Raw genomic sequence first — 25,398 nt, 5'->3', positions numbered from 1 at the left:
CGCCATTGTGCCGATGGTGCGCCGGGTCCGGGCACGCTACGCTGGGCGGCCCATGCATTCCGGCCTCCTTGTCTCTGAACTGCGGCTGTTCTGGGAAATTGCCCGGCGCAGTTTCCGGCGGCAGCTGACCTACCGCCGGGCCGCCGTGGCCGGGCTGCTCACCAACCTGTTCTTCGGGGTGCTGCGCGTCAGCGTGCTGCTGGCGCTGCTGCAGGGCCGCGAGGTGGCGGGCTTCGACGCCCCGGCGGCCATCACCTACACCGGGCTGACCCAGGCGCTGATCATGGTGATGAGCCTCTTTGGCTGGTACGAGCTGATGCAGACGGTTCACCGGGGCGAGGTGGCCAGCGACCTGCTGCGGCCCACCGACTACTTCCTGCTGTGGCTGGCCCAGGACGCGGGCCGGGCCGCGTCGCAGCTGCTGATGCGCGCCGCCCCGACGCTGCTGCTGTACAGCCTGCTGTTTCAGCTGCGCTGGCCCGCCACGCCCGGCGCGTGGCTGCGGGTGCTGGCGGCGCTGCTGCTCGGCTGGCTCACCAGCTTCGGCTTCCGCTTCCTGCTGAACCTGTCGGCCTTCTGGTCGCCCAACGCGCTGGGCATCGGGCGGCTGGGCTTCACCGTGCTGATGTTTGCCTCGGGGTTCCTGCTGCCGCTGAACCTGTTTCCCGAGTGGGTGCAGCGGGTCTGCTGGCTGACCCCCTTTCCCAGCATGATGCAGGCCATCGTGGACCTCTGGACCGGCGCGGCCAGCGGGCCGGCCGCGCTGCGGCTGCTGACGGTCCAGCTCGGCTGGGCGCTCGGGCTGCTGCTGCTGTCGCGGGTGGTGCTGGCCCGCGCCACCCGGCGGCTGGTGGTGCTGGGTGGCTAGCGTGGTGCTGTACCTGCGGCTGATCCGGGCGCAGGTGCGCTCGCAGCTCAGCTACCCGCTGGCCTTCGCGCTGGACGTGGCGGCCACCGTGCTGCTGACCCTGACCGAGTTCGCCGCCTTCGCGCTGGTGATGCAGCGCTTTCCCCGGTTAGGCGGCTGGACGCTGGGCGAGGTGGCGCTGCTGTATGGGCTGGCCGAGCTGGGCTTTGCGCTGATGGATCTGGTGTTCGGCGGGTTCGACGCCCCCAACCTGGACACCCTGATTCGGCAGGGCCGGCTGGACACGCTGCTGCTGCGCCCGGCCCCGCTGACGATGCAGGTGTTCGGCTCGGAGTTCGCGCTGCGGCGGGTGGGCCGGATGGTGCTGGCGGGCGGCATCCTGCTGCTGGCGCTGCACCTGCACCCGGTGATGTGGAGTCCGCTGAAGCTGCTGCTGCTGCTGCTGAGCGTGCTGGGGCTGGTGCTGTTCTTCGGCGGGCTGTTCATCGTCGGCGGCACCCTGACCTTCTGGACCCAGGGCAGCCTGGAAGCGATGAACATCCTGACCTACGGGGGCAAGGCCCTGATCAGCTATCCGCTCACCATCTACGACGAGTGGCTGCGCCGCGCCGCCTTGCTGGTGCCGGTGGGCCTGCTCAGCTACCCGCCGGCCCTGCGGCTGCTGGACCGGCCGTTTCCGGCAGGCCTGCCCGGCTGGACCGCGTGGCTGTCTCCCGTGATCGGCGTGGCGATGCTGCTGCTGGGGCTGCGCTTCTGGCGCTTCGGGCTGCGCCGCTACCAGGGGGCCGGCGCGTGAGGAGGATTCAGTCATGATCCGCGTGTCTCACCTCGTCAAGACCTTCAGCCGCCGGCAGGGGGGCCTGTTCTCCCGGTCAGTTCAGACCCGCGCCATCGACGACCTGAGCTTCACGGTGGCGGCCGGCGAGATGGTCGGCTACCTGGGGCCCAACGGCGCCGGCAAGAGCACCACCATCAAGGTGCTGACCGGGCTGCTGGTGCCCACCAGCGGCGAGGTGCAGGTAAACGGGCTGGTGCCGTGGCAGGAGCGGCGGCGCTACGTGGCCGGGATCGGGGCGGTGTTCGGGCAGCGCACCACCCTGTGGTGGGATCTGCCGGTGGCCGAGTCGCTGGCGTTGCTGCAGCACGTGTACCGCATTCCGGCAGCCCGCTACCGCCAGAACCTCGCCGCCTTCACCGAGCTGCTGGAGCTGGGCCCGTTCCTGCAGACCCCGGTGCGCTCGCTGAGCCTGGGGCAGCGGATGCGCGCCGATCTGGCGGCCGCGCTGCTGCACGACCCGCCGCTGCTGTTCCTGGACGAGCCGACCATCGGGCTGGACGTGGTGGCCCGCGAGCGCATCCGTGAGTTTGTGCGCGAGGTGAACCGCGAGCGCGGCGTGACGGTGCTGCTCACCACCCACGACCTCTCGGACGTGCAGCGGCTGTGCCCCAGGGTCATGATCATCGACGGCGGGCGGCGGCTGTACGACGGAGCCCTGGAGGAGCTGCAGCGGCGCTTCGGGGGCGAGCGGCAGCTGGTGGTGGACTATCAGGAACCGCCGCTCCGGCCCGAGGTGGAGGGCGCCACGCTGCTGAGCGTGGACGGCCCGCGCGTGGTGTACGGCTTCCGCGATCTGGGTGCCGCCGAGCTGATCGCCCGCGTGACCCGGCAGGCGGCGGTGCGCGACCTGCGGGTGCTGGAGCCGGACATCGAGGCGACGGTGCGGACCATCTACGAGCAGCGGCTGCTGCACCGTGAGCACTGAACGTACTCCGGCTTACCGCAGCGGTCCGGACCGGCGTGCCAAATGGACAGCAGCATGACGACCTCACGTGAAGTTCAGCTGGTGGCCCGCCCGCAGGGAGCGCCGCGCCCCACCGATTTCCGCCTCACTGAGCAGCCGCTGCCGGAGCCGCAGGACGGGCAGCTGCTGGTGGAGAACCTGTACCTGACGGTGGACCCGTACATGCGCGGCCGCATGAACGACGTCAAGAGCTACACCCCGCCGTTCGCGCTGAACGAGACCATGACCGGCGGCGCCGTGGGGCGGGTGCGGGTGTCGCGGGCGGAGGGCGTGCAGGCCGGCGAGTACGTGCTGCACGACCAGGGCTGGCGCACGCACGCGGTGCTGGATGCCCGGCGCGCGCGGGTGATCCGACCGCTGCCGGGCGTGCCGCTCAGCGCCTACCTGGGCGTGCTGGGCATGCCGGGCCTGACCGCCTACGCCGGGCTGCTGCGGGTGGCGGCCTTCCAGCCGGGCGACGCGGTGTTCGTGTCGGGGGCGGCGGGCGCGGTGGGCAGCGCGGTGGGCCAGATCGCGCGGCTGAAGGGGGCTTCGCGGGTGGTGGGCAGTGCCGGCTCCGCCGACAAGGTGCGGCACCTGACCGACGTGCTGGGGTTCGACGCCGCCTTCAGCTACCGGGACGGTCCGGTGGGGCGGCAGCTGCGCGAGGCGGCCCCGGACGGCCTCGACGTGTACTTCGACAACGTGGGCGGCGAGCATCTGGAGGCGGCCATCTCGTCGCTGAAGCCGGGTGGCCGGGCGGCCATCTGCGGCATGATCAGCCAGTACAACAGCACCGAGCCGCCGGTCGCGCCGCGCAACCTCGCCCAGATGATCGGCAAGCAGCTGACCCTGCGCGGCTTTCTGGTCACGCCGCACTACGACCTGTACGACACGTTTGTGCAGGAGGTGGGCGGCTGGATTCAGGCGGGGCAGCTGCACTACGACGAGACGGTCGTGGACGGCATCGAGGCGGCGCCGGGCGCGTTTATCGGGCTGCTGGAGGGCCAGAACACCGGCAAGATGATCGTGCGGCTGGAAGGGCAGGCTTAAGCTGCCGGCCGCGTTCGAGCACCTCACGCCCTATGCCCCGGCCTTTTTCGACCACGACCCGGTGCGGGTGGCGCGCGCCGTGCTGGGCGCGGTGCTGGTGCGGACCCTGCCGGACGGCCGGGTGATGGCGGGCCGGGTGGTGGAGGTGGAGGCCTACGACTGCCCCCGTGATCCCAGCTGCACGGCGGGCCGCTTCCACGCCGCCCGCACGGTGGCGCTGGCGGAAGCGCCCGGCACCTTTATCTTCTGGGTGGCGCACAACCACCCGCTGCTGCAGGTGAGCTGCCGGGAGGAGGGGGTGTCGGCCAGCATCCTGCTGCGGGCACTGGAACCGCTGGCGGGCATTCCGGTTATGCTGGAGCACCGCCCGGTGGTGAACGAACGGCACCTGACCAGCGGCCCGGCCCGGCTGGTGCAGGCGATGGGGCTGGCCCCGGCCTTCCGGGGCGCGCCGGTCAACGGCCCGGACCTGTATCTGGCGCCGGGCCAGCCGCTGCCGGACGAGCGGGTGGGCGTTTCGGCACGGGTGGGCATCCGGGCGGGCCAGAACCTGCCGTGGCGGTTCTACGAGCAGGGGAGCCCGTGGCTGTCCGGCGGAAAGCCGAGCATGGAGCTACTTTAAGTGAGATGAATGACAAGGTTCTCCGCTGGCTCAAACTGACCCCGCAGGTGCTCTCGGCGCTGCTGGACCACGATCTCGAGGCGGCCAGCGCCCTGCTCGGCGTGCCGCTGGGCCCCTTCTTCCTGACCGAGGAAGCGCTGTGGCTGTGGCGCTACCGCCTGGACCAGATGCGGCGTGACCCGGCGAGCGCGGCCTGGGTGGCGCGGGCGGTGGCCGCCGAACCGGCAGGCGTGGTGGTGGGCTACGCCGGATTCCACGGCCCGCCAGACGAGGCGGGCATGGTGGAGGTGGGGTACTCGGTGGACCCGGCTCACCGCCGCCAGGGCTACGCCACCGCGATGCTGCGCGACCTGCTGGAGGAGGCAGGAAGCCATGCGGGGGTGCAGACCGTGCGGGCCACCATCCGCCCGGACAATTCGGCTTCGCTCGCCACCATCCGGCCCTTCGGGTTCCGCGAGGTCGGGGAGCAGTGGGACGAGATCGATGGCCTGGAGCTGATCTTCGAGCGGCCGGCCCGGACGCCCCTGGACCGCTAGACCTCGCCGCCCCAACCGTGCCCGTGCTGCTGCCAGGCGGCGTCCACCGTGGCCAGCAGCTCCGGCGGCAGCGGCCCCTGCTCCACGATGCGGGCGTCGTGTTCCAGGTTCTGCAGGCTGCGGGTGCCCACGATCACCGAGTCCACGCCCGGCGCGAAGGCCGAGTACCGCAGCGCGAAGCTGGTCCAGTCCAGATCGCCGGGGTTCAGCTGCAGCTGCTGCAGCCGGTCCCAGTACACCTCCGGGTACTGGCCGGTGGGGCGCTCCGGGTAGGTCCAGGCCATGTTCGCCACCGGCCGCTTGGCGATCACGCCCAGGCCGCGTTCCTTCGCCTGCGGCAGCACGTGGCGCAGGCTCCACTGGTCGGCGAGGTTCACGCTGGTCTGCACGCTCCCGAAGCGGCCCGACTCCACCGCCCAGGCCAGCGCCTCGTTCTCGCCGCTGTAGGCCGCCACCCGGATGTGCCCGGCCTGCCGCGCCGCGTCCAGGGCCGAGAGCAGGTCCTCCTGACGCAGCGTCTCCAGCGGCGGGGAGTGCAGGTGAAAGATGTCGATGTGGTCGGTCTGCAGCCGCTGCAGCGCCTGCTCGATGCCCAGCCGGATGCTGTCGCCGGTCCAGTCCTGGGCGCCCTCGGCGCTGTAGCCGCCCTTGCTGGACAGCACGTACTCGCCCCGCCGCCCGCGCAGGAAGCGCCCGATGCGCTCCTCGCTCAGGCCGTAGCCGCGCGCGGTGTCCAGCAGGGTGACGCCCAGGTCCAGCACCCGGTGCAGCACCCGCTCCGCCTCCGCGTCGCTCACGTCGTGGTTGCCGATGTGCGCCGCCCCGAAGCCCAGGGCGCTCACCTGGAGGCCGCTGCGGCCGAATTCACGCTCGATCATTCGGGGAGTGTAGCGGGCTGCGCATGGCCGGGCCTAGCCGGGGCGGTCTTCACACGCCGGTCAGCGAGGCGGCGGGCCGGTCCAGTTCGGCGGCGCCCTCGGCCTGCCGCCGGAACTGCATCTCGTACAGCTCGCGGTACAGGCCGCCGGACGCCATCAGCGTCTCGTGGGTGCCGTCCTGGATGATCCGGCCCGCCTCCAGCACCAGGATGCGCCCGGCGGTGCGGATGGTGCTGAGTCGGTGGGCGATCACGAAGGTGGTGCGCCCGACCATCAGCCGCTCCAGCGCGTCCTGCACCAGCGCCTCGCTCTCGCTGTCGAGGGCGCTGGTCGCCTCGTCCAGAATCAGGATGCGCGGGTTTTTCAGCAGCGCCCGCGCGATGGCCACCCGCTGGCGCTGCCCGCCCGAGAGCTTCACGCCGCGCTCGCCCACCACCGTCTGATAGCCGTCCGGGAACCCCACGATGAAGTCGTGGGCGTTGGCGGCCCGGGCGGCCTGCTGCACCTCCGCGTCGCTGGCGCCGGGGCGGCCGTACAGGATGTTCTCGTGGATGGTGCCGGAGAACAGCAGCGTCTCCTGCGGCACCAGCCCCACATGGGCGCGCAGGTCGTGCAGGGCCAGCTCACGCACGTCGGTGCCGTCAATCAGCAGCTGACCCTGCGTCACGTCGTAGAAGCGCGGAATCAGGCCCACCAGGGTGCTCTTGCCGGCCCCGCTCGGCCCGACCAGCGCCACCACCTGACCGGCCGGCACCTCGAAATCCAGGCCGCTCAGGATCGGCGCGTCGCCCCGGTCGCCATAGTCGAAGCTCACGTCCCGGAACGCCACCCGGCCCTCCGGCTGCTGCAGCGCCGCCGGGCGGCTTGCCTCCGGCAGGTCCGAGCGGGTGTCCAGCAGCTCGAAGATGCGCCCGGACGCGCCCAGCGCCTCCTGGAACTGGTTGAAGATGCCGGTCAGCGACGCGACCGTGATGCCCACCTGCAGCGCGTAGAACAGGAAGCTCACCAGATGGCCGGGCGTGATGGCCCCGCTCAGCACCTGCCGCCCGCCGTACCACAGCACCACGGCCAGCGCTCCGAAGGTCAGGAAGCTCATCACGCCGGCCATCAGCGCCTGCAGCTGCGCCCGCTGCAGCGCCGCGCGGAACGACACCAGGATGCCGGCGCCGTAGCGCTCCCGTTCCTGATCCTCGGCCGTGAAGCTCTGCACCACCCGGACCCCGCTGATGGCCTCCTCGGCATTGGCGTTGGCCGCCGCGATGGCGTCCTGCACCTGCCGCGACACCCGCCGGATGCGCCGCCCGATGGTAATGGCCGTGCCGATGACCAGCGGAATCACCGCCAGCGTCACCACGCTCAGTCGGGCACTGGTCACGAACAGCAGCACCACGCCGCCCACCAGCGTGACCGCCTGACTGAACAGCTGGGCCAGCGCGGTGCTCACCACCCCCTGCACCGTGCCCACGTCGGCGGTGAGCCGGCTGGTCAAGTCGCCGGTCTTGTGGGCGGCGAAGAAACGTGGGCTGAGCGTCAGCAGGTGCGAGAACAGCGCCCGGCGCAGGTCCGCCACCACCGAGGCGCCCATCCGCGACAGCAGGTAGCTCTGGGCTGCCCCGAACGCCGCCGACAGCGCGAAGATGCCCAGCAGCAGCAGCACGATGCGGTCCAGCGGCCCGGTGTCGGTGTTGCCCACCCGCAGGAAGCTGGCGTCAATCAGGCGCCCGAACAGTCCCGGAAACACCAGGTTCAGGCCGCTGGAGAACAGCGTACAGACGATGCCCAGCGCCAGCAGCGGCACGTAGGGGCGCGCGAACTGCGCCAGCCGGCGCAGCTGCGAGAAGTCCCGGCGGGGACGGGCGGCCGGTGAAACAGTGCGGGTGGACCGGGCCGGAAGCATGGTCCCAGCCTAAGCCCAAATGAAGCCCGGCACAGCGGCGCAGGGCACCGCTCAGTCGGGGGCGACGGGCAGCGGCGGCAGGGCGGCCTGCTCCACCCAGGGCCGGATGGCCGCGGCCCCCGGCTCGCCCGCCACCTGCTGCACCAGCCGCAGGAAGTCGGCGGTGCCGGCGCTCTGCCCTCCGTAGCGCTGCACCCAGGTCTGCAGCACTCGCCGGAAGGGGTCGTCGCCCACCGCCAGCCGCAGGGCCTGCAGCGTCAGGGCGCCGCGCAGGTAGCTGCTGGCGTCGAACAGCTGCTCGGGCCGGGTGGCCACCAGCGGGCGCGGCGCGGCGCGCTGCACGCTGCTGTACCACGACTGCACCAGGGCCGGCACGTTGCCCCCCTGCTGCTCGGTCCAGAGCAGTTCGGCGTAGGTGGCAAAGCCCTCGTTGAGCCACACGTCCGACCAGTCGGCGAGGCGCACCGTGTCGCCGAACCACTGGTGGGCCAGCTCATGGACCGCCACCCGCTCGCTGCTCTGGCGGGCCGGAAAGGTGCTGAGGGTGGCGGTTTCCAGCGCCGGAATCCCCGGGTCCTCGGTCAGGGCCACCCCGTAGGTGGCAAACGGAAAGCGGCCCAGCCAGCCCTGCAGCACGCCGATCATCTCGCCGCTGCTGGCAAACGGCGTGCGCAGGTTCTGCGGCAGGCCCACCGGGTACGCGTCGCGCAGCACGATGCCGTCCGGGCCGGGGCGCGTCACCACGTCCAGCCGGTTCACGTGGATGCCCAGGGCGTAGGTGGGAATCGGCTGCGGCAGCTCGAAGGTGGTCACGGTGCGGCCCTGGGCGGTGCGGCTGCCCTGCGGGGTGCCGCTGGCCAGCGCGGTGTAGCCGGCCGGCACGTCCAGCTGCACCGTATAGCTGGCGCCGTCGGCCGGCACGTCGTTGCAGGGAAAGAAGGTGCGCGCGCCGTCCGGCTCCGACAGCACGTAGCTGCCGGCGCCCTGGGTGATCCAGCCGAGCCGCAGCCCGCCGTCCGACTGGTCGATGCGCAGCCCCGGCGTGCCCTGATACGTCACCGTGACCGTAAACGCCCGCCCGGCTGGGCGCGTGCCGGGGAGCGTGACCGTGAGCTTCTCCGCGCCCTGCTGAAACCGCACCGGCTGCCCATCCACCTGCACGCGGCTCACCTTTGGGCCCAGGAAATCCAGGCTCAGCTGCTGCAGCGGCGCGCGGGCCACAATGCTCAGGGTCGCCTGCCCGCTGAGCGTGTCGGACAGGCCCGCCTGCCCGGCGCCGGCCGCCTCCAGCCGCAGGCGCAGATCATAGTGCTGCACGTCCAGGGCCGCGTCGCCCAGCGCCGGGTAGATGCGGTCACCGTAGCCGGTGGCGGCCGGGTTGGCCGGCTGCGCCAGCCCCCATGAGGTCAGGACCAGAGCGCTGAGCAGGGCAGGCAGACGCTTCACCGGCCCAGGCTAGCGTGGCCGGGTGAGGACCGGGTTGAGCTGGGCCACGGTTCGGTCGGGGCGCACACGCTAGCCTGCTCAGGATGCCGCCCGTTCACTTCCGAACCCATGGTCACCTGCTGCTCTGCCAGCACGTCAACTGCGAGGCGCGCGGCGCCCGGCTGCTGTACAGCGCTCTGTGGAACGCCCTGGACCGCGAGCGGCTGGCCTACTTCAAGTCGGGCGGGACCGTGCGGCTGACCGCCAGCGGCTGTCTGGGGGCCTGCAGCTTCGGGCCGGTGCTGTGCGTGTACCGCGAACGGGCCGGACAGCTGGAAGAGGGCTGGTACGCCGCCGCCGACCTGCCGCTGGCGCTGCAGGTGGCGCGGGCCACCCACGAGCAGACCGCCCTGCCGGACGACCGGAAGTACGGTCCGTGACCGACGCGGAGTTTCTGGCCGCCATCCAGCAGAACCCGGTGAATGCCGCCATCCTGGAGCGGCTGCCGGACCTGGGCCTGCCGGATGCTCAGTTGGTGGCCGGGGCGCTGTTCGGCACTGTCTGGAACCTGCAGGGAGGGGAGGCCCCCACCCGCCACATCCGCGACTACGACCTGTTCTACTGGGACCCCGACACCAGCTACGCCGCCGAGGACCGCCAGATTCAGCGGGCCGAGCAGCTGTTCCGTGATCTGAAGTCCCCCATCGAACTGCGCAATCAGGCGCGGGTGCACCTGTGGTTCCCCGAGCGGCACGGGGTGGAACGGCCGCCGCTGCTGAGTGTGCAGGAGGGCATCGACCAGTTTCTGGTGCGCTGCACCTGCCTGGGGGTGAACGCGGCCGGCGAGGTGTACGCGCCGTGCGGCCTGTCGGAGCTGGAAGCCGGCGTGCTGCGCCCCAATCCGCGCAACCACACCCCTCACCTCTACGCGGCCAAGGTGCAGAGCTACCGCGAGCGCTGGCCCTGGCTCACCGACGCGAGCTGAGCGGCGGCCGGGCCTGCCACGCGCTGAGCCAGCGGCCCCCGAACACGTGCAGCAGCAGGCCCAGGAACACCAGCAGCGCCGCCAGCGCCTTGAGCGGCGGAAAGGCCTCGTGGAAGTACAGGGCGCTGCTGAGCAGCCCGAACACCGGCACCATCAGCGACAGGGGTGCGACCCGCGCCGCCCCGTACTGCTGGATCAGGCGGCTCCACAGCCCGAAGCCCAGCACCGTGTTGAAGTAGCCCATGAACGCCACCGCCGCCCAGAACCCCAGCCCGCCACCCAGCAGCGCCTGCACGGTCGGCGTCCAGCCGGACAGCAGCCCCGAGCCGATGAACAGCGGCACCGGCGACACCAGCGACGACCACACCACCAGCGAGATCACGTCGGCGTTGCCGGCCTGCCGCACCTGCAGGTTGCTGACCGCCCAGCCGAGTGCGGCCAGCAGCACCAGCCCGAAGCTGAGCAGGCCGCCCTGGTGGGTGCCGCCCAGCCCGATCAGGAGCATGCCCAGGAAGGCCAGCGTCATGCCGCCGATCTGGTTGGGCTGCAGCCGCTCACGCAGCACCGCCGCGCTGAGCAGCGCCGTGAAGAAGGCCTGCAGCTGCATCAGCAGCGAGGCCAGCCCGGCGCTCATGCCCAGCTCGACCGCCACATACAGCAGCCCGAACTGCACCAGCCCCACCGTCAGGCCGTACCCGATCAGCAGCCGCAGCGGCACCGCCGGGCGCTTCAGGAAGAACACCGCCGGCAGCGCGGCCAGCGCGAAACGCAGCGCGGCCACCAGCAGCGGCGGCGCCCCGTCCACGCTGAGTTTGATGACCACGAAGTTGACCCCCCAGATGAAGGTGACGAGCAGGGCCAGCAGAAACGCGCGCAGAGGCATGAACGTCAGTATAGGAATGCGGCTGGCCGGGCAGTCCGCATCATCCTGCAATCATGCCGTTCTCAGTACGCTGCTCCCATGACCCGGATGCTGCCCCTCTGTCTGCTCCTGCTGTCCTCCGCGCTGGCCGCCACCGCGCTGCCGAAGCTGACCTTCGATGCCGGCCTGCTGGGGGTGCAGGCCACCGTCCGCAGCCTGCCCGCCACCCCGCGCCGGGACGAGCCGGACTTTTTTCCGCCGGCCCACCTCACCGTCCGGCTGGGCCCGGACAACGGTGCGCTGCACGAGCTGAACGTGTATCCGGTGGCGGGGCTGCTGGCGCAGTATCCGGAGCGGCCCGGCGAGGTGCGCCCGCAGCTGGACCGGCTGAAGACGCTGCTCCAGACCCGCCGCGTGCCCCCGCTGGCCTCGGAGTTGCCGTTCCTGCCGCTGGTGCCGGCCGGACAGGTGCTGCATGCGGCGGTGGCCTACCTGAACTTTCCCGGCGGCCACGGGGTGCGCTACCTGACCGCCTACAGCCAGGAGGTGGCCCCGGTGACCCGCCAACAGGTGTTCTACACCTTTCAGGGTCTGAGCGACGATGGCCGCGCCTACGTCTCGTTCCAGTACGACCTGAACCTGAAGGAGTTGCCCCAGGACGTCACGTCGGCCGCCGACCGGGCGCTCCTGCAGACCCTGATGTCGCCGGATACGCAGCGGGTCCAGACGGCCTGGAACAGCTACCTGACGCGTACAGTGAAGCGGCTGGACGCCCTGACCCAGGACCCGCGCCTGACCCGGCTGGACCGCTTTGTGCGTTCGGTACAGCTGCGCTGAGGGGTGGCCCGGCCTCACCTGTCATCTGCGATTGTGGACAGCTCCGGAGCGTGATCTAATGCCCATACTCGGTTGTGGCTGCCGGAACTGTGCGCCGGACCGCTGGTGGAAGACGTCTACATCTGGTACGGTTGGCCGCAGTAGATACCAGATATAGACGTTCCTTCTGGTTAATGTTACATTCAGGTAACGACAGCCCAAGGCCCCATTCTGCCCGTGTGCGGTGCCGCCCAGCGGCGGCGCTGGCCCACGCACGCCCCCTTTCCAGGAGAGTCCCATGACCACCCCAGCCGTCCCCACCGCCCTGCAGAACTTCGACGAGAACGCCCACCACATTGCCCGGCGGCAGTACTTTCAGCCGGGTGACGGTGACCTCGCCGGACTGTTCCGGCGGGTGGCCGAGTGGGTGGCCCAGGCGGAGGCCCCGGAAGCGCGGCTCGGCTGGGCGCAGCGCTACTACGACCTGATGGCCGGGAAGCGCTTCTGCCCGGGCGGCCGGGTGATGGCCGGCGCCGGCACCCAGCACGGCAACGTGCTGAACTGCTTCGTGCAGGGCGCCACCGAGCACGACCCCAGCAGCTTTGAAGGTGTGATGGAGGTGGCCAGGAAGCTGGCACTCGTGACCAAGGTGGGCGGCGGCAACGGGGTGAACCTGGACGTGTACCACCCGCGCGGCGAGCAGAGCCGCAGCGACGCCGGGGTGCGCGGCTGGGCCTACATGAGCAGCGGCCACGCCGACGTGCAGGACTTCATCGAGGGCATGATGCGCCCGCCCACCCAGCCGGACGGCGACAAGCAGCCGGTCTCGGTGCGCAACTGGACCCGGGTGGTGTACGGGCAGGCGATCCGGCCCGAGCTGGTGGCGCTGGCCCGCCAGAACGGCGTGCAGATCGTGCGGGCGCTGCCGGAGGGCGTGCTGAACGTCGAGGACGACATGGGCGGCATCATCGACGCGGCCCGCGCCGTGGCCGAGCACGGCAAGCTGGGCCTGGAGCCGCGCATCGACCTGTCCGGCATGCGGCCGGAAGGCGCCCCGATCAAGGGCTCGGGCGGCACCAGCAGCGGTCCGGTCAGCTTCCTGCTGGAGATCTTCGACAACTTCCTGGAGTGGGCCAACCGCGGCGGCGAGCAAGCCGGACCGATCAACACCCTGCGCTTCGTGTACGCGCCGGTGCTGCGGGTGGTGCGTCAGGGCGGCACCCGGCGCGGCGCCGGCATGGCGACCATCAGTGTGGGCCACCCGGACGTGCTGGATTTCCTGACCGCCAAGGACCTGGACCGCGAGGCGGCGGAAGGTGACATCAGCACCTTCAACATCAGCATCCTGGTGGGCGAGGCCTTCTGGACCACCCTGCAGGCGGGCGGGCTGTGGCCGATCCAGGCGCAGGAGGTGCCGGGCAAGTACTACCTCGCGGCCCAGCCGGGCAGCTACGCAGGCCAGTGGCCCACCCTGCCAGAGCGCGACATTGACGGCGCGCGCGGGGTGCCGGTGTACACCCAGGACGGCGTGAGCGCCATTCCGGCGGCGTGGCTGTGGCGCGAGATCGCCACCCACGCCTGGAGCACCGGCGAGCCGGGCCTCATCTTCGACGACCGCGTCAACGAGTTCTCGGCCCTCAAGAACCTGGGCGAGCGCTACCAGATCAGGAGCACCAACCCCTGCGGCGAGATTCCGCTGACGGTGGGCGAGCCGTGCGACCTGGGCGCCATCAACCTGGCCGCCTACGTGCAGCAGGGCCGCTTCGACGACGCCGCGTTCCGCGCCGACGTGCGCACCTGCGTGCGCTTCCTGGACGACGTGCTGGACGTGAACGTGTTCGCGCTGGAAGACAACCGGGTGGCCAGCCAGGACCTGCGCCGCCTGGGCCTGGGCGTGATGGGCCTGGCCGACGCCCTGATCAAGCTGGGGCTGCGCTACGACAGCGAGGCGGGCCGTCAGGCGATCTCGGACATCATGGGCGCGCTGCGCGACGAGGCCATCGCCGCCAGCGAGCAGCTGGCCGAGGAGCGCGGGGTGTACCCGGTGTACGCCCGCCACACTGCCCAGATTCCGCACGCGCCCCGGCGCAACGTGGCGGTGCTGACGGTGGCCCCCACCGGCACCACCAGCATGCTGATGGGCGTGTCCAGCGGCATCGAGCCGGTGTTCTCGCCGTTCATCTGGCGCAAGATCGGCAGCGAGTACCGCGCGCTGCTGGCCCCGCTGTTCGTGGAACTGCTGGAAACCTATCCGCCGGCCCCCAACATGGACGACGGTCAGGGCCGCTGGAACTGGGACCGGGTGACCGAGGCGGTCAGCGAGAACCACGGCTCGGTGGTGGGCCTGGACTTCATTCCCAAGAGCCTGCAGCAGGTGTTCGTGTGCGCCCACGACATCGCGCCGCTGGACCACGTGCGGATGCAGGGCGTGGTGCAGCAGGCCTTCGATGCGGCCGGCTACGCCGCCAACAGCCTCTCCAAGACCATCAACCTGCCGAACACCGCCACGGTCGAGGAGATCGAGGCCGCCTACAGCGAGGCCTACCGGACCGGCTGCAAGGGCATCACGGTGTACCGTGACGGCAGCCGCCAGTTCCAGGTGCTGAGCACCAGCAAGAAGAAGGACAAGAAGGAGGAGGCGCAGCCGGAGGTGGTGGCCGCCGCACAGCCGGAGGTCAGCCTGCCCGCCGCCGAGGTGATGGGAGAGAGCGTGGTGGCCGCCGCGCCGACCGCGCCGAGCGCCCCGGTGGCCACGCCGACCTACCGGCCGGGCCGCCCGGTCTACGACCGCCCCGCCCGGCTGAAGGGCGTGACCGACATGGTCAAGCTGACCGACCCCACCAGCGGCCACCGTCGCAGCTTCCTGGTGACGGTCAACTGCCTGGAGGGCCACCCGGTGGAGGTGCTGGTCACCTCCGGCCGCGCCGGCGACGAGGCCAATGCCGACAGCGAGGCGCTGGGCCGGGTGGTGAGCATCGCGCTGCAGCACGGCGTGCCGACCGAGGCGATCATCAAGACGCTGCGCGGCATCAACGGCGGGCTGTACGGCAGCTACAACGGGCGGCTGGTGGGCAGCAAGGCCGACCTGATCGCGGTGGCGCTGGAAACGGTGGACATGGAGGCGTCTGCGCCGAAGCTGCCGGCGCTGGCGGGCGGGAGCGGCGAGGCCCCGGTCAGCAGCGGCGTCAGCGTGGACAGCATGGCCGGGGAGAAGTGCCCGGTGTGTGAGGAGCGCGCCGTGATCCGCGAGGAAGGTTGCCTGAAGTGCCGCGCCTGCGGCTACAGCAAGTGCGGCTAAGGCCCTGAAGCGACCGGGGGCCGGAAGGGGATTCCCCTTCCGGCCCCCGTCTTGTGTCCCGCAGGTGCCGGCTGAGGTGAGAAGACCCCACCTGCCGGGCTGCGGCGTTCATATGGTCTGAAGCTCGTCTGGAGCGGCTCTTTTCCTAATTTCAGTTCACCGGAATGGGGCTTGAATGAGACAGGCACCTTCGCAGAATGGGGCCAGACAAGACCAGTTCTGCATCAAGGAGGAGTCCATGCTCAACCCAAGCGACATTGAACGCATTGAACAGCTGCCGGAAGACGCCATGGTGCTGATGGCGGTCATCAACACCAACCCTACCCTCTCCGACAACGAGGGCAACGGCCTGACCACCCGCGCCAAGCAGCTGATGAACGACGAGGGGGTGCCACCCACGCTGGCCGGCCGGGTGCTGGACGACCTGGGTCAGGCCCGGACCGGCTTCGGCAAGAGCGCCTTCTACGTCGCCAGCGAGGAGATGTTCGAGCGCTACGACGTGCAGGTGGACCTGCCGGAACGCATTCACTATGGCCGCCCGCTGAAGGCCATGATTCCCACGGTGCTGGAGCTGATGCCCAGGGTCGGGGTGCTGGCGGTGGACCGCGAGTGGGCACGCTTCTTTGTGATCGAGCAGGGCGAACTCTCTGAGATCCGCCGCCGCGAGAACGTGCGGCTCGACGACGGCAAGCGCTGGGACACCATCGTGTCCGGCACCCGCCACGTGCCGGGCGTGCAGGGCTCCGGCGGGGCCGGTCAGGGGCAGCCGGGCAGCGGCCCGCGCAGCGACAGCGGCTACGACCTGTTCGAGGCGAAGGAGGCGGCCAATCAGCAGCGCTTCTACAACGAGATGTCCCAGCAGCTGAGCAAGCTGATGCAGCAGCATGACCTGAAGCATCTGGTGCTGGCCGGGCCGGTGCAGCGGGTGGCGGACTTCAAGGCCGAGCTGCCGGAGAAGCCGCCGTACGAGCTGATCGGCACCACCAGCGTCAACGGGGGTGTGGGCTGGGCCGATGCCGGACAGCTGCTGGAGCGGGTGCAGCCGCTGCTCGACGAGCTGCACCGCAACGAGCAGGAACAGCTGCTCAGCGAGGTACAGGAACACGGCGTGATGGAGATGGAGCCGGTACTGGAGATGATTCAGCAGGCGCGCATCTACCGGCTGGTGATTCCCGAGGACGGCTCGCAGATCCACATCTACCGCAGCCACAACCGCGAGGTGCCGTACTTCACCAGCAAGAAGGACGTGGCGCACAGCCCGCTGGACGACAGCCTGATGGAGCGCGTTACGCTCGATGAGGTGCTGCCGGATCTGCAGCAGCTGTACGGCCTGGAGGTGCGACGCGTGCACGGGGACCATGCCCAGCGGCTGGTCAAGGAGTTCGGCGGTCTGGCCGGCATCCCGCGGTACTGAGCAGCGGAACCTTCAGGGGCGGCGGGCCACCCACACGGTGTGCCGGGCGCCCTTGCCGCCGGCCCGTGCCCGGACCGCATGCACCTCCACCGTGTAGCCGGCCCGCCGCACCCGGGCCGTGAAGCGGTCATCGGGGGCCGCTGACCAGACCGCCAGCACGCCGCCGGGCGTCAGCACCTGCCGGGTGGCCTGCAGGCCGGCCAGCGAGTACAGCCAGTCGTTGTCCTTGTGGGTCATGCTTTCCGGGCCGTTGTCCACGTCCAGCAGCACCGCGTCGTAGCGCGGCGGGCCGCTCCGCAGCAGGCGCGCCACGTCGCCCTGGGCCACCTCCACCCGCCGGTCCTCCAGCGGGCGGCCCGCACACGCGCCCAGGTCGCCCTGGTTCCACTCCACCACTTCCGGCACCAGTTCGGCCACCGTGACGCGGGCGTCGCCGGGCAGGGCCTGGAGGGCGGCGGCCAGCGTGTAGCCCATCCCCAGCCCACCGATCAGCACGTGCGGATTCGGGCGGCCCTGCAGGGGCGCGCAGCCGAGCCGGGCCAGCTGTTCCTCACTGCCATGGACCCGGCTGTTCATCAGTTCGCTCACGTAGCCGCGAATGCGGATCGAGAACTCGTCGCCGCGCCGCCACAGCAGCAGTTCGTCCCGGCCACCGGGAATCAGGGCGCGGCCCTCCAGGGTCCAGGGAATCACAGCGGGCGTCCACACGGCACAGGCATCAGCGGAGTGTAGCGGACCCGGCCGCCCAGGAGGGCGGGACGGCGGCGCATCGCCCGGCTGGGAACCTCCTTCAGATTTAGAAACCCACAACCTGACGGCATTTCTTCTGTGTGAGCCGCTGGCCGGGAGACCGTAAGCTGGACGGATGGCCGGCCTCGTTACCGACTCTGCGCTTCACCTGATGGGCCAGCTTCAGGAGATCACCGCCCAGCTGGCGGGCGTGCGGACGCCCCAGCAGGTGTACGACGCGCTGCTGCAGCGCGCCTGTGGTGTGCTGGAGGCCAGTGCCGGCGTGATCTGGGTGGCGTCCGGCAGCGGCTGGACCGCGCAGGCGCAGGTGGGCCAGCTGCCGGTGACGCTCCCGGCGCTGCTGGAGCCGGACGGGCTGATGACGCGGGCGCTGGAGCAGGAGCGGCCGCAGTTCAGCGAGCAGACCGGGCACGGAGCGGGCGTGGTGCTGCCGCTGCGCCGCGACGGCCAGCCGGAGGCGGCGCTGGTGCTGTGGTACAGCGGCCCGCGCAGCTTCCCAGCGCACGAGCAGCAGTTTCTCTCGATCCTGGCGCTCCAGTCGGGCATCGCGCTGGGACGGGTCCGCAGTGTGAGTGGCCTTGAACGGCGGGTAGCCGAACGCACCGCCGCCGTGATCCAGCAGTCCGAGGCACTGGACGCGTTCGTGCGCTTCACGGAAGTCTCGGTCGAGACGGCCGACGTGCTGACGCTGGCCCAGCTGGCGATGGACCTGTTGCGGTCGGTGCTGGTGGACGTCTCGACCGTCTACTACCAGCTGGAGGACGGTGTGTGGAAGGCGCGGCTGCTCTCCAGCGACATCAGCCCGGAGGTGGAGGCGCTGACCCGCGCCGGCATCTCTCCCGCAAGCCCCAGCTTCGCGGCGGCAGTGCGGGCGGGCGGGCCCTACTTTCAGGACCGCTGGAGCCCGGACCAGGAAGGCCTGTCGGCGGCCAGCATGTACGCGGCCACCGCCCGCGCCCCCTACTTCCTGGGCGGCGCTCCCCACGGCCTGCTGGCGATGAGCAAGCGGGCCGTGGAGCGCTGGACCCAGCGCGAGCGGGCGGTGTTCCGGGCGGTGGCCAAGAGCCTGGGGCTGGCCTTCGAGCGGGCGCAGGCGCAGCGTGAAGCGGAGCAGCGCGCCCGTCAGGCAGAGGAGGCGGCCCGCGCCCAGTCGGCCTTCGTGGCCTTCACCGAGATGGTGGGGCTGCGCACCGACCGGCATGCCCTGTTTCAGGCGGTGTTCGGCGTGCTGGGCCAGCACCTGCCGGGCCTGGGCGCAGTGGCGATCGAGCCGGAGGGCGAGCGCTGGGTGCCGCGCGTCTGGACCGACAACCTGGCCCCGCCGCTGGTCCGGGTCCTGCAGGCCGGTCTGCCGCTGGACCCGGAGCGCCTGAGCCAGCTGCAGGCCCACCCGGAACCGCTGTTCATGGACCGGGAGGCGTGGCGGCAGCGCCGGAACATGCTGCCGGCGCTGGACACCTTTGACCTGATGGCGGCCTACCCGCTGGTGCTGAACGGCCGGGTGCACAGCCTGCTGGCCTTCGGGCTGCCCAGCCAGGCCGAAGCGTGGAGCAACGCCGACCGCGCGCTGATCCTGGCGGTGGGCCGGGGCCTGACGCTGGCGATGGAGCGGGCCATGCAGGCGCAGGAGCTGGAAGCGCAGCGCTCGGTGCTGCAGGCGCGCACCCAGGCGCTGCAGGACGCCAACGAGGAGCTGGAGGCCTTCAGCTACAGCGTGTCACACGACCTGCGGACTCCGGTGCGCCACATCAAGGGCTTCACCGAGCTGCTGCAGCGTGACATTGCCGCTTCCGGCAGCGAGAAGGCGCTGCGGTACGTCGGGATCATCGATCAGGCGACCAACCGCATGACCGCCCTCATTGACGCGATGCTCAACCTTTCGCGCACCTCGCGGCAGGAACTGCGGATCGGGCCGGTGCCGCTGCCCGCGCTGGTGGAGCAGGCGCGGCGCGACACCCAGCCGGAGGTGCAGGAGGGCCGGCAGATCGAGTGGGTGATCGGGGCGCTGCCCACCGTGCTGGCCGACCACGACACCCTCCAGCAGGTGATGACCAACCTGATCTCCAACGCGCTGAAATACACCCGCACCCGCCCGCTGACCCGCATTGAGGTGTGGGCCGAGGAGACGCCGACCGAGTGGCAGGTGCATGTGCGCGACAACGGGGTGGGCTTCGAGCCGAAATACAGCGACAAGCTGTTCGGGGTGTTCCAGCGGCTGCACCGCCAGGAGGAGTTCGAGGGCACCGGAGTGGGGCTCGCCAACGTGCGGCGCATCATCGTGCGGCAGGGCGGGCGGGTCTGGGCGACCGGCGTGCCTCAGGAGGGTGCCACCTTCAGCTTCAGCCTGCCGCGCGTCCCCGCGCAGGCCTGACCGGTCTCTAGCGTCCGGCTAACGTGCGGCCCACCGGGGTGGCGAGTTCCGGGTGGCCCGCCTCGATCAGGGCGGCGTCCCGGATGCGGCAGCTGTCGCAGACCCCACACGGCTCGTCGCCGCCCTGGTAGCAGCTCCAGGTCTCCTGCACCGGTACGCCCAGCCGCAGCGCTTCGCGCACGATGTCGGGCTTGCTGAGCAGGATCAGCGGCGCTGTCAGTTTCGCGCCCCGGCCCTCCAGCCCGGCCTTGCTGGACAGGTCCGCGAGGCGCTGGTAGGCCTCCAGGTACTCGGGCCGGCAGTCGGGGTAGCCGCTGTAGTCCACCGCGTTGATGCCCAGATACAGCCGCTCGGCGCCAATGGCTTCGGCCAGGCTGAGCCCCACCGCAATGAAGACGGTGTTGCGCCCTGGCACATAGGTGGACGGAATCACCCCGTCAGCGGTGCCGTCGGTGGGCACGTCCATCGCCTCGTCGGTCAGGGCGCTGCCGCCGAAGCTGCCGATGTTGATGTCGATGACGCGGTGGTCGGCCCCGAAGTGCCGGGCGATGCGGCTGGCGCGTTCCAGTTCGATGGTGTGGCGCTGGCCGTAGCGGAACGAGAGGGCGGTGCAGTGGTCGCCGGCCTCCTGGGCCAGGGCAAGCACGGTGCTGGAATCCAGGCCGCCGGAGAGCAGCACCACGGCGCGGTTGGAAGGTGTCATTCAGTACCCCAGTTCGGTGTTCCCGCCCAGCGGGATCAGGCGTTTGTCGCTGTGCAGGTCCAGCTCGTCGGCGCGGTAGAGCTTGTGCATCTGGTAGCCGGCCCGCAGACGCGGATTGGCCTTCACCGCGTCGGTGATGGCGTTCAGCACGGCCATGTCCCGGTCCCGGGCTTTGCTCCACTCCGGATGCAGCCAGATCACGGCGTCGTCGCGCAGGCCCTTCAGCGTGTCCAGCCCGGCCTGAATGTCCTGCGGCACCTGCACGATGATCTTGACCTCGTCGGCGCGGGCCACCACGTCCGGGGTGGGCCACGTGCCGAACGGCTTGGGGCTGAGCGTCACCCAGTCCAGAGCGCCCCGCAGCGGCGCGATGCCGCTGGTCTCGATGTGGACCCGGCGGCCCAGGGTGTGCAGCAGGTTCACCAGCGGGGCCAGGTCAAACAGGATGGGCTCGCCCCCGGTGATCACCACGAAGGCCCCCGCCGGGCTCTCCTGGGCCACCCGGTCCGCGAGGTCCTGGGCGCTCATCAGGGTCACGCCCGCCGGGCGGTACTCCGGATGCCACGTCCCGGCGCTGTCGCACCACGGGCAGGCCTGCGGGCAGCCGTACAGCCGGATGAAGTAGGCGGCGCGGCCCAGGTGCACCCCCTCGCCCTGCCAGGTGTAGAAGCGCTCGTAGACCGGGTACTTCATTCCCAGTACTCGCAGCAGCTGTCGGGCGTTTCCCACAGGCTCACCCGCAGCCGCAGGTCCGCCCCGTCGTCGCCCTCGTCCAGCGTCTCCTTCACCCGGCGCAGCGTCTCACGGTGCAGGTAGGCGGCGATCACCTCGGCGGTGGTGTCGTCGCCCAGGTCGGGGAGGTCGTTGAGGTAGGCGTGGTCCAGGCCGCCCTGGGTCACGTCCTTCTTGGCCCACTTGAGCGTCTTGAAGTCCGCGACCATGATGCTGCGCCGCACATGGGCGCTGGGCCGCAGCCGCTCGCTGGTCAGCTGCAGCCGCACCCGGTAGGTATGGCCGTGCAGCCGACCGCAGGGGCCGTCGTAGCCGGTGATGGTATGCGCCGAGTCGAAGGTGAACTCGGTGCTCAGCGTCCAGGGCACGGCTCAGCCCTGCTTCTGGTCCGGCGCGGCGTAGCGGGCGGTACAGACGGTGTTGATGCCGCCGCGCATGCCGTAGTCGGCGGTGATGGTCATGGACAGCGGGTCCAGCAGCGTCACCAGGTCGCCCAGCACCCGTCGGGTGGCGTGCTCGTGGTAGATGCCCACGAACCGGTAGCTGGTCAGGTAGTACTTGAGGCTCTTGAGCTCCACGCACTTGTCGCGTGGCAGGTAGCGGATCTCCAGCCGACCGAAGTCCGGCAGGCCGCTCCAGGGGCACACCGGCGAGAACTCGTCAGTGGAGATCACGATCTCCATCGGCTCGCCGGGGTAACGGACGGGGTCGTCCTCGCGCACGTGCGGAAAGGTGTCCAGCACCGCCACGTCGATGGCGTCAAGGCCCTGCACGTCATAGCGGCGGTCAAAGCCGCGCTGCTGCGGCTTGTCCTGAATGGTCATGGGTGGTCCTCCTCAGAGGCGCGGCGGTCCGCCGCCCTCAGGCCGATAAGACAGATCGGCCCGCCCAGGAGTGTAGAGCGTGGAGGGGAGCCGGGGAAAGGACACAGGGAACCATGCGGCCAGAGGCCTGCGCCGCAACCCTGCTCCGCTTCACCCTTCATGCCCGCTTCAGGCAGTACACTCTCCAGTTGAATGCAGCCCCCCAGCACAGCGGGCGCGGCGGCGCAGGCCAGCTTCAGTGGCCGGGGAGAGCACATGACACAGCAGATCGAGCCGGCCACCGTGCCGGACATCAAGAAGGTGGGCTTCATCAGCCTGGGGTGCCCCAAGGCCCTGGTGGACAGCGAACGCATCCTGACGCAGCTGCGCGCCGAGGGCTATCAGGTGGCCAGCGGCTACGAGGACGCTGACACGGTGATCGTGAACACCTGCGGCTTCATCACGCCCGCTGTCGAGGAGTCGCTGAACGCCATCGGCGAAGCGCTGGACCATGGCGGACGCGTCATCGTGACCGGCTGCCTGGGGGAACGGCCCGAGAAGATCATGGAGCGGCACCCCAAGGTGGCCGCCATCACCGGCAGCGAGGCGGTGGATGACGTGATGGCCGCCGTTCATCAGCTGTTGCCCCCGGACCAGAACCCCTTTACGTCGCTGCTGCCGGTCGGCACCCGCCGGGACGTGCTGGCCCCCGAGGTCAAGCTCACCCCGCGTCACTACGCCTACCTGAAGATCGCGGAGGGCTGCAACCACAAGTGCAGCTTCTGCATCATCCCCAAGCTGCGCGGTCTGCAGGTCAGCCGCGACGCCGGCAGCGTGCTGTACGAGGCGTACCGGCTGGTGGCCGGCGGCACCCGCGAGCTGGTGGTGATCTCGCAGGACACCAGCGCCTACGGGGTGGACCTGCGCCACCGCGAGTCGGAGTTTCAGGAGCGGCAGGTGACTGCCCACCTGACCGACCTCGCCCGTGAACTGGGCGAGCTGGGCGTGTGGGTGCGGATGCACTACGTCTACCCCTACCCGCACGTGGAGCGGGTGGTGGAACTGATGGCCCAGGGCAAGATCCTGCCGTACCTGGACGTGCCGCTGCAGCACGCCTCGCCGCGCATCCTGAAGCTGATGCGCCGCCCCGGGGCCGGCAAGCAGCTGGACACCATCCGCCGCTGGCGCGAGATCTGCCCGGAGCTGACCATCCGCAGCACCTTCATCGTGGGTTTCCCCGGCGAGACCGAGGCCGATTTCCAGCTGCTGCTGGATTTCCTGGAGGAGGCGCAGCTGGACCGGGTGGGGGCCTTCACCTACAGCGACGTGGAGGAGGCCGACGCCAACGCGTTGCCGGACGCGGTGCCGCAGGAGGTCAAGGAGGAGCGGCTGGCGCGCTTCATGGAGGTGGCGCAGCGCATCTCCACCGCCCGGCTGGCGCAGAAGGTGGGCCGCACTCTACCCGTCATCATCGACGAGTACAACGACGACGAGGGCGACGCGCCCGGCACCCGCCTGATCGGGCGCACCCAGGGCGACGCGCCGGGCATTGACGGGCAGGTCTACCTGTACGCCGGTGCCTTCGCCGGTCAGGTCAAGGTGGGCGATATCGTGAACGCGCGCATCGAGGACAGTGACGAGTACGACCTGTACGGCGAGGTGGTGGCCCGTCCCGAGTGGCGGCCCAACGTGCCGCAGCTGGGACACTTCGTCCGGCACTGAACGGCAGGGGAGGGCGCGCTTTACACTCTGGGTATGCGCCTTCTGGCCCTGCTCGCTGCCCTGACCGTTCCGGCCGCTGCTCATGCCGCTCCCACGCCGCTGCAGGCCTGTTCTGCAGCGGCGGCGTCCGCGCTCCCCACGGGTGTGTCGGCGGGCGTGTACCGGGGGACCCTGGGCACGCAGGCCGTCACGCTGGAGCTGGGCGGCCCGGCGGCCACCGGCGACACGCCGGACCGCTACAGCTACGACCGCTACGGCCTGGATCTGCCGCTCGTGCGTGGCCGGGCCGCCGACCGCACCGCCAACTACACGCTGGTGCTGGCCGAGGCGGTCGAAACCTACCCGGATCCGAAGCCGAGCGGCTGCCTGATCCTGAATGCCTCCGGCACGGGCCTGAGCGGTCAGTGGCGCACGCCGGATGGGAAAAAGCAGCTGCCGGCGCGGCTTCAGCGGATCAACGTGGCGGCCCAGCCGCTGCAGCTGCCGGCGTCGCCGGGCCTGCTGAAGCTGCGGTCCAGCGACCCCTACACCTTCCTGAAGCTCAACCGCCGCTGGATTTCGGTGAAGGGGGGCGTGCAGGAGCCCCTCAGCGGCGTGACATATCCGCGTGTGGTGGGCGGCACCACAGCACTGAACCTGGCGCTGCAGGACCGGCAGCTGGCGCTGGCCGCCGACGCGCTGGAGTGCCGGGGCGGCAACCGGGAGCTGGGCGGCGACTACAGCGGCGGCGGCACCCTGTCGTGGCAGAGCGCCCACCTGATCTCGCTGCATGAGGACGTGGACTACTACTGTGGCGGGGCGCACCCCGACGCCTACACCGCCGGCGTCACGCTGGACGCCCGCACCGGACAGGAGATGACGCTGACCGGGAAGCCGGCCAGCCTGTGGCCGGGGCTGACGCCAGCGCGGGTGCAGGCTATGTACCTGGCCGCTTATCCGCAGGGCCCAGACGACGCCGAGTGCCGGGAGGCGCTGGGCAGTGAGGACGGGCGCAGCAGTGAGTACGCCAGTTTTCAGCTGTACCTGACGCGTCAGGGGCTGGCCGTGTGGCCCGGCTTCCTGCCGCACGTGATCCTGGCCTGTGCCGAGACGGTCACGTTGCCGTATGCGCGCCTGCGTCCGCTGGCCAACACCGCCCACCCGGCCTTCCGCGACGTGTACCGCTGAGCATGCTGCTCAGCATCGACTGGGACGCGTACAGCGGTCCGGCCGAGCATGTCTTCGACGCCCCGATCTGGGGTACGGCGGACCGGGAGTATGACCGGCTGGAGGCCTGGAGAGAGCGGGTCCGGAAGCGCGGCGGGCAGGAGTGGACCGCGCTCGGCCCGGACTATCCGCTGTACCCCGGCTGGGAGCGGCTGCGGCGCTATGCGGGCGTGCCCGCTTTCCTGGCCTGGAGCCATGCTCATGCCCAGACGTGGCTGGAGCGATTTCCTGGGCGCGACGTGCTGAACATAGACAGCCACCACGACCTCGTGAACCGCCGGGGTGATGCCCAGCGGTGGCGGCCCGGCAACTGGGCCGGGCTAGGCCTGGAGACCGGGCTCATCCGGCACTACACCGTCCGGTACCCCGCGTGGCACCAGACGCTGAGGGTGGCGGAAGGGTACGACCTGGAGCGTACCCGCGCGGAACTGGAGCCGCTTCTTTTGCCAGAGCTGTGGTCCCGCCTCACGCTGGAGCGCGGCGATCAGCTGCCGGAGCCGGCGCAAGTGGAGGCGCTGCTGCTGGTGCAGTCGCCCGCCTGGACCAGCCCCGCCCACGACGACGCCTTGTTTCAGGTGGTGGAGTGGCTGCAGCCGCAGGTGCTGAGCGCCGTCTGCCGGCGCACTTGAGCTGCCTGCCCACGCCCTGTATACTCCCAGAGTTGCCCCGGTGAATC

General features: G+C 70.6%; 24 protein-coding genes. 15 read left to right on the top strand and 9 right to left on the bottom strand.

Annotation, left to right across the window (positions count from 1 at the left end; all coding sequences use genetic code 11):
- Window positions 1–52: 52 nt before the first annotated feature.
- From ABOD76_RS08815 to ABOD76_RS08790, 6 genes are all read left to right on the top strand, one after another.
- Window positions 53–868, top strand: a complete 816-nt coding sequence (locus ABOD76_RS08815) for an ABC transporter permease (RefSeq protein WP_350244460.1) — start codon at window positions 53–55, stop codon at window positions 866–868.
- On the top strand, window positions 861–1,664 hold the full coding sequence (locus tag ABOD76_RS08810; RefSeq protein ID WP_350244459.1) for an ABC transporter permease: 804 nt from the start codon (window positions 861–863) through the stop codon (window positions 1,662–1,664). The genes ABOD76_RS08815 and ABOD76_RS08810 overlap by 8 nt, the downstream gene beginning before the upstream one ends.
- 13 nt (window positions 1,665–1,677) lie before the next feature.
- Window positions 1,678–2,631: an ABC transporter ATP-binding protein gene (locus ABOD76_RS08805; RefSeq protein WP_350244458.1), complete on the top strand. Its 954-nt coding sequence runs from the start codon at window positions 1,678–1,680 to the stop codon at window positions 2,629–2,631.
- 54 nt (window positions 2,632–2,685) lie between these two features.
- Entirely contained in the window at window positions 2,686–3,702 is a 1,017-nt protein-coding gene (locus tag ABOD76_RS08800; protein ID WP_380130065.1) for an NADP-dependent oxidoreductase, read from the top strand.
- Window positions 3,703–3,763: 61 nt separating this feature from the next.
- Window positions 3,764–4,324 carry a DNA-3-methyladenine glycosylase gene (locus ABOD76_RS08795; protein ID WP_350244456.1) on the top strand — a complete coding sequence of 187 codons (561 nt, stop codon included), beginning with the start codon at window positions 3,764–3,766 and terminating at the stop codon, window positions 4,322–4,324.
- Window positions 4,325–4,329: 5 nt separating this feature from the next.
- Window positions 4,330–4,860, top strand: a complete 531-nt coding sequence (locus tag ABOD76_RS08790; RefSeq protein WP_350244455.1) for a GNAT family N-acetyltransferase — start codon at window positions 4,330–4,332, stop codon at window positions 4,858–4,860.
- On the opposite strand, the gene ABOD76_RS08785 is transcribed toward ABOD76_RS08790, so the two are convergent.
- From ABOD76_RS08785 to ABOD76_RS08775, 3 genes are read right to left on the bottom strand one after another with little or no spacing between them, the layout of a single operon-like run.
- Window positions 4,857–5,738, bottom strand: coding sequence for an aldo/keto reductase (locus tag ABOD76_RS08785; protein ID WP_350244454.1), 882 nt, complete (start codon window positions 5,736–5,738; stop codon window positions 4,857–4,859). The genes ABOD76_RS08790 and ABOD76_RS08785 overlap by 4 nt on opposite strands.
- Window positions 5,739–5,787: 49 nt before the next feature.
- On the bottom strand, window positions 5,788–7,635 hold the full coding sequence (locus ABOD76_RS08780) for an ABC transporter ATP-binding protein (RefSeq protein ID WP_350244453.1): 1,848 nt from the start codon (window positions 7,633–7,635) through the stop codon (window positions 5,788–5,790).
- A 51-nt stretch (window positions 7,636–7,686) separates the two neighbouring features.
- On the bottom strand, window positions 7,687–9,081 hold the full coding sequence (locus ABOD76_RS08775; RefSeq protein WP_350244452.1) for a M1 family metallopeptidase: 1,395 nt from the start codon (window positions 9,079–9,081) through the stop codon (window positions 7,687–7,689).
- Window positions 9,082–9,164: 83 nt separating this feature from the next.
- On the opposite strand from ABOD76_RS08775, the gene ABOD76_RS08770 reads away from it, so the two are divergent.
- Together ABOD76_RS08770 and ABOD76_RS08765 are read left to right on the top strand one after the other, a co-directional pair.
- Window positions 9,165–9,500, top strand: a complete 336-nt coding sequence (locus ABOD76_RS08770; RefSeq protein WP_350244451.1) for an NAD(P)H-dependent oxidoreductase subunit E — start codon at window positions 9,165–9,167, stop codon at window positions 9,498–9,500.
- Window positions 9,497–10,045 carry a nucleotidyltransferase family protein gene (locus ABOD76_RS08765; RefSeq protein WP_350244450.1) on the top strand — a complete coding sequence of 183 codons (549 nt, stop codon included), beginning with the start codon at window positions 9,497–9,499 and terminating at the stop codon, window positions 10,043–10,045. Before ABOD76_RS08770 ends, ABOD76_RS08765 begins: the two co-directional genes overlap by 4 nt.
- Here the strand turns inward: ABOD76_RS08765 and ABOD76_RS08760 are convergent.
- Window positions 10,029–10,928: an EamA family transporter gene (locus ABOD76_RS08760; RefSeq protein ID WP_350244449.1), complete on the bottom strand. Its 900-nt coding sequence runs from the start codon at window positions 10,926–10,928 to the stop codon at window positions 10,029–10,031. The genes ABOD76_RS08765 and ABOD76_RS08760 overlap by 17 nt on opposite strands.
- A 78-nt stretch (window positions 10,929–11,006) precedes the next feature.
- On the opposite strand from ABOD76_RS08760, the gene ABOD76_RS08755 reads away from it, so the two are divergent.
- The 3 genes from ABOD76_RS08755 to ABOD76_RS08745 all read left to right on the top strand — a co-directional run bounded on the left by ABOD76_RS08755 (window position 11,007) and on the right by ABOD76_RS08745 (window position 16,435).
- A complete protein-coding gene (locus ABOD76_RS08755; RefSeq protein ID WP_350244448.1) occupies window positions 11,007–11,744 on the top strand; it encodes a hypothetical protein in 738 nt (245 codons plus the stop codon).
- A gap of 277 nt (window positions 11,745–12,021) precedes the next feature.
- On the top strand, window positions 12,022–15,021 hold the full coding sequence (locus ABOD76_RS08750; RefSeq protein WP_350244447.1) for an adenosylcobalamin-dependent ribonucleoside-diphosphate reductase: 3,000 nt from the start codon (window positions 12,022–12,024) through the stop codon (window positions 15,019–15,021).
- Between the two features lie 238 nt (window positions 15,022–15,259).
- Entirely contained in the window at window positions 15,260–16,435 is a 1,176-nt protein-coding gene (locus tag ABOD76_RS08745) for a VLRF1 family aeRF1-type release factor (protein ID WP_350244446.1), read from the top strand.
- Between the two features lie 12 nt (window positions 16,436–16,447).
- On the opposite strand, the gene ABOD76_RS08740 is transcribed toward ABOD76_RS08745, so the two are convergent.
- Window positions 16,448–17,128 carry a spermidine synthase gene (locus tag ABOD76_RS08740; protein ID WP_350244445.1) on the bottom strand — a complete coding sequence of 227 codons (681 nt, stop codon included), beginning with the start codon at window positions 17,126–17,128 and terminating at the stop codon, window positions 16,448–16,450.
- Window positions 17,129–17,300: 172 nt separating this feature from the next.
- On the opposite strand from ABOD76_RS08740, the gene ABOD76_RS08735 reads away from it, so the two are divergent.
- Window positions 17,301–19,556, top strand: coding sequence for an ATP-binding protein (locus tag ABOD76_RS08735; RefSeq protein WP_350244444.1), 2,256 nt, complete (start codon window positions 17,301–17,303; stop codon window positions 19,554–19,556).
- A 7-nt stretch (window positions 19,557–19,563) separates the two neighbouring features.
- On the opposite strand, the gene queC is transcribed toward ABOD76_RS08735, so the two are convergent.
- Genes queC through queF form a run of 4 tightly spaced genes read right to left on the bottom strand, consistent with a single transcriptional unit; the run spans window position 19,564 to window position 21,815 of the window.
- Complete coding sequence (gene queC, locus ABOD76_RS08730; RefSeq protein ID WP_350244443.1) at window positions 19,564–20,259, bottom strand: 7-cyano-7-deazaguanine synthase QueC; 696 nt, start codon at window positions 20,257–20,259, stop codon at window positions 19,564–19,566.
- Entirely contained in the window at window positions 20,260–20,952 is a 693-nt protein-coding gene (locus ABOD76_RS08725; protein ID WP_350244442.1) for a 7-carboxy-7-deazaguanine synthase QueE, read from the bottom strand. It abuts the gene before it with no gap.
- Window positions 20,949–21,359 carry a 6-pyruvoyl trahydropterin synthase family protein gene (locus tag ABOD76_RS08720; protein WP_350244441.1) on the bottom strand — a complete coding sequence of 137 codons (411 nt, stop codon included), beginning with the start codon at window positions 21,357–21,359 and terminating at the stop codon, window positions 20,949–20,951. Before ABOD76_RS08720 ends, ABOD76_RS08725 begins: the two co-directional genes overlap by 4 nt.
- A 3-nt stretch (window positions 21,360–21,362) precedes the next feature.
- A complete protein-coding gene (queF, locus tag ABOD76_RS08715) occupies window positions 21,363–21,815 on the bottom strand; it encodes a preQ(1) synthase (protein ID WP_350244440.1) in 453 nt (150 codons plus the stop codon).
- Window positions 21,816–22,070: 255 nt separating this feature from the next.
- Here queF and rimO point away from each other — a divergent pair, with 255 nt between their 5' ends.
- The 3 genes from rimO to ABOD76_RS08700 are packed head-to-tail and all read left to right on the top strand — an operon-like array spanning window position 22,071 to window position 25,351.
- Window positions 22,071–23,516: a 30S ribosomal protein S12 methylthiotransferase RimO gene (gene rimO, locus ABOD76_RS08710; RefSeq protein ID WP_350245234.1), complete on the top strand. Its 1,446-nt coding sequence runs from the start codon at window positions 22,071–22,073 to the stop codon at window positions 23,514–23,516.
- 33 nt (window positions 23,517–23,549) lie between these two features.
- The gene (locus tag ABOD76_RS08705) at window positions 23,550–24,683 is read left to right on the top strand and encodes a hypothetical protein (protein ID WP_350244439.1); all 1,134 of its coding nucleotides are present in this window, start codon (window positions 23,550–23,552) and stop codon (window positions 24,681–24,683) included.
- Window positions 24,684–24,685: 2 nt separating this feature from the next.
- Window positions 24,686–25,351: an arginase gene (locus ABOD76_RS08700; protein WP_350244438.1), complete on the top strand. Its 666-nt coding sequence runs from the start codon at window positions 24,686–24,688 to the stop codon at window positions 25,349–25,351.
- Window positions 25,352–25,398: the final 47 nt, after the last annotated feature.

The sequence above is a fragment of the Deinococcus sonorensis KR-87 genome (assembly GCF_040256395.1).
GTDB lineage: Bacteria > Deinococcota > Deinococci > Deinococcales > Deinococcaceae > Deinococcus > Deinococcus sonorensis.
This window is presented reverse-complemented; position numbering and strand designations above follow the sequence as displayed.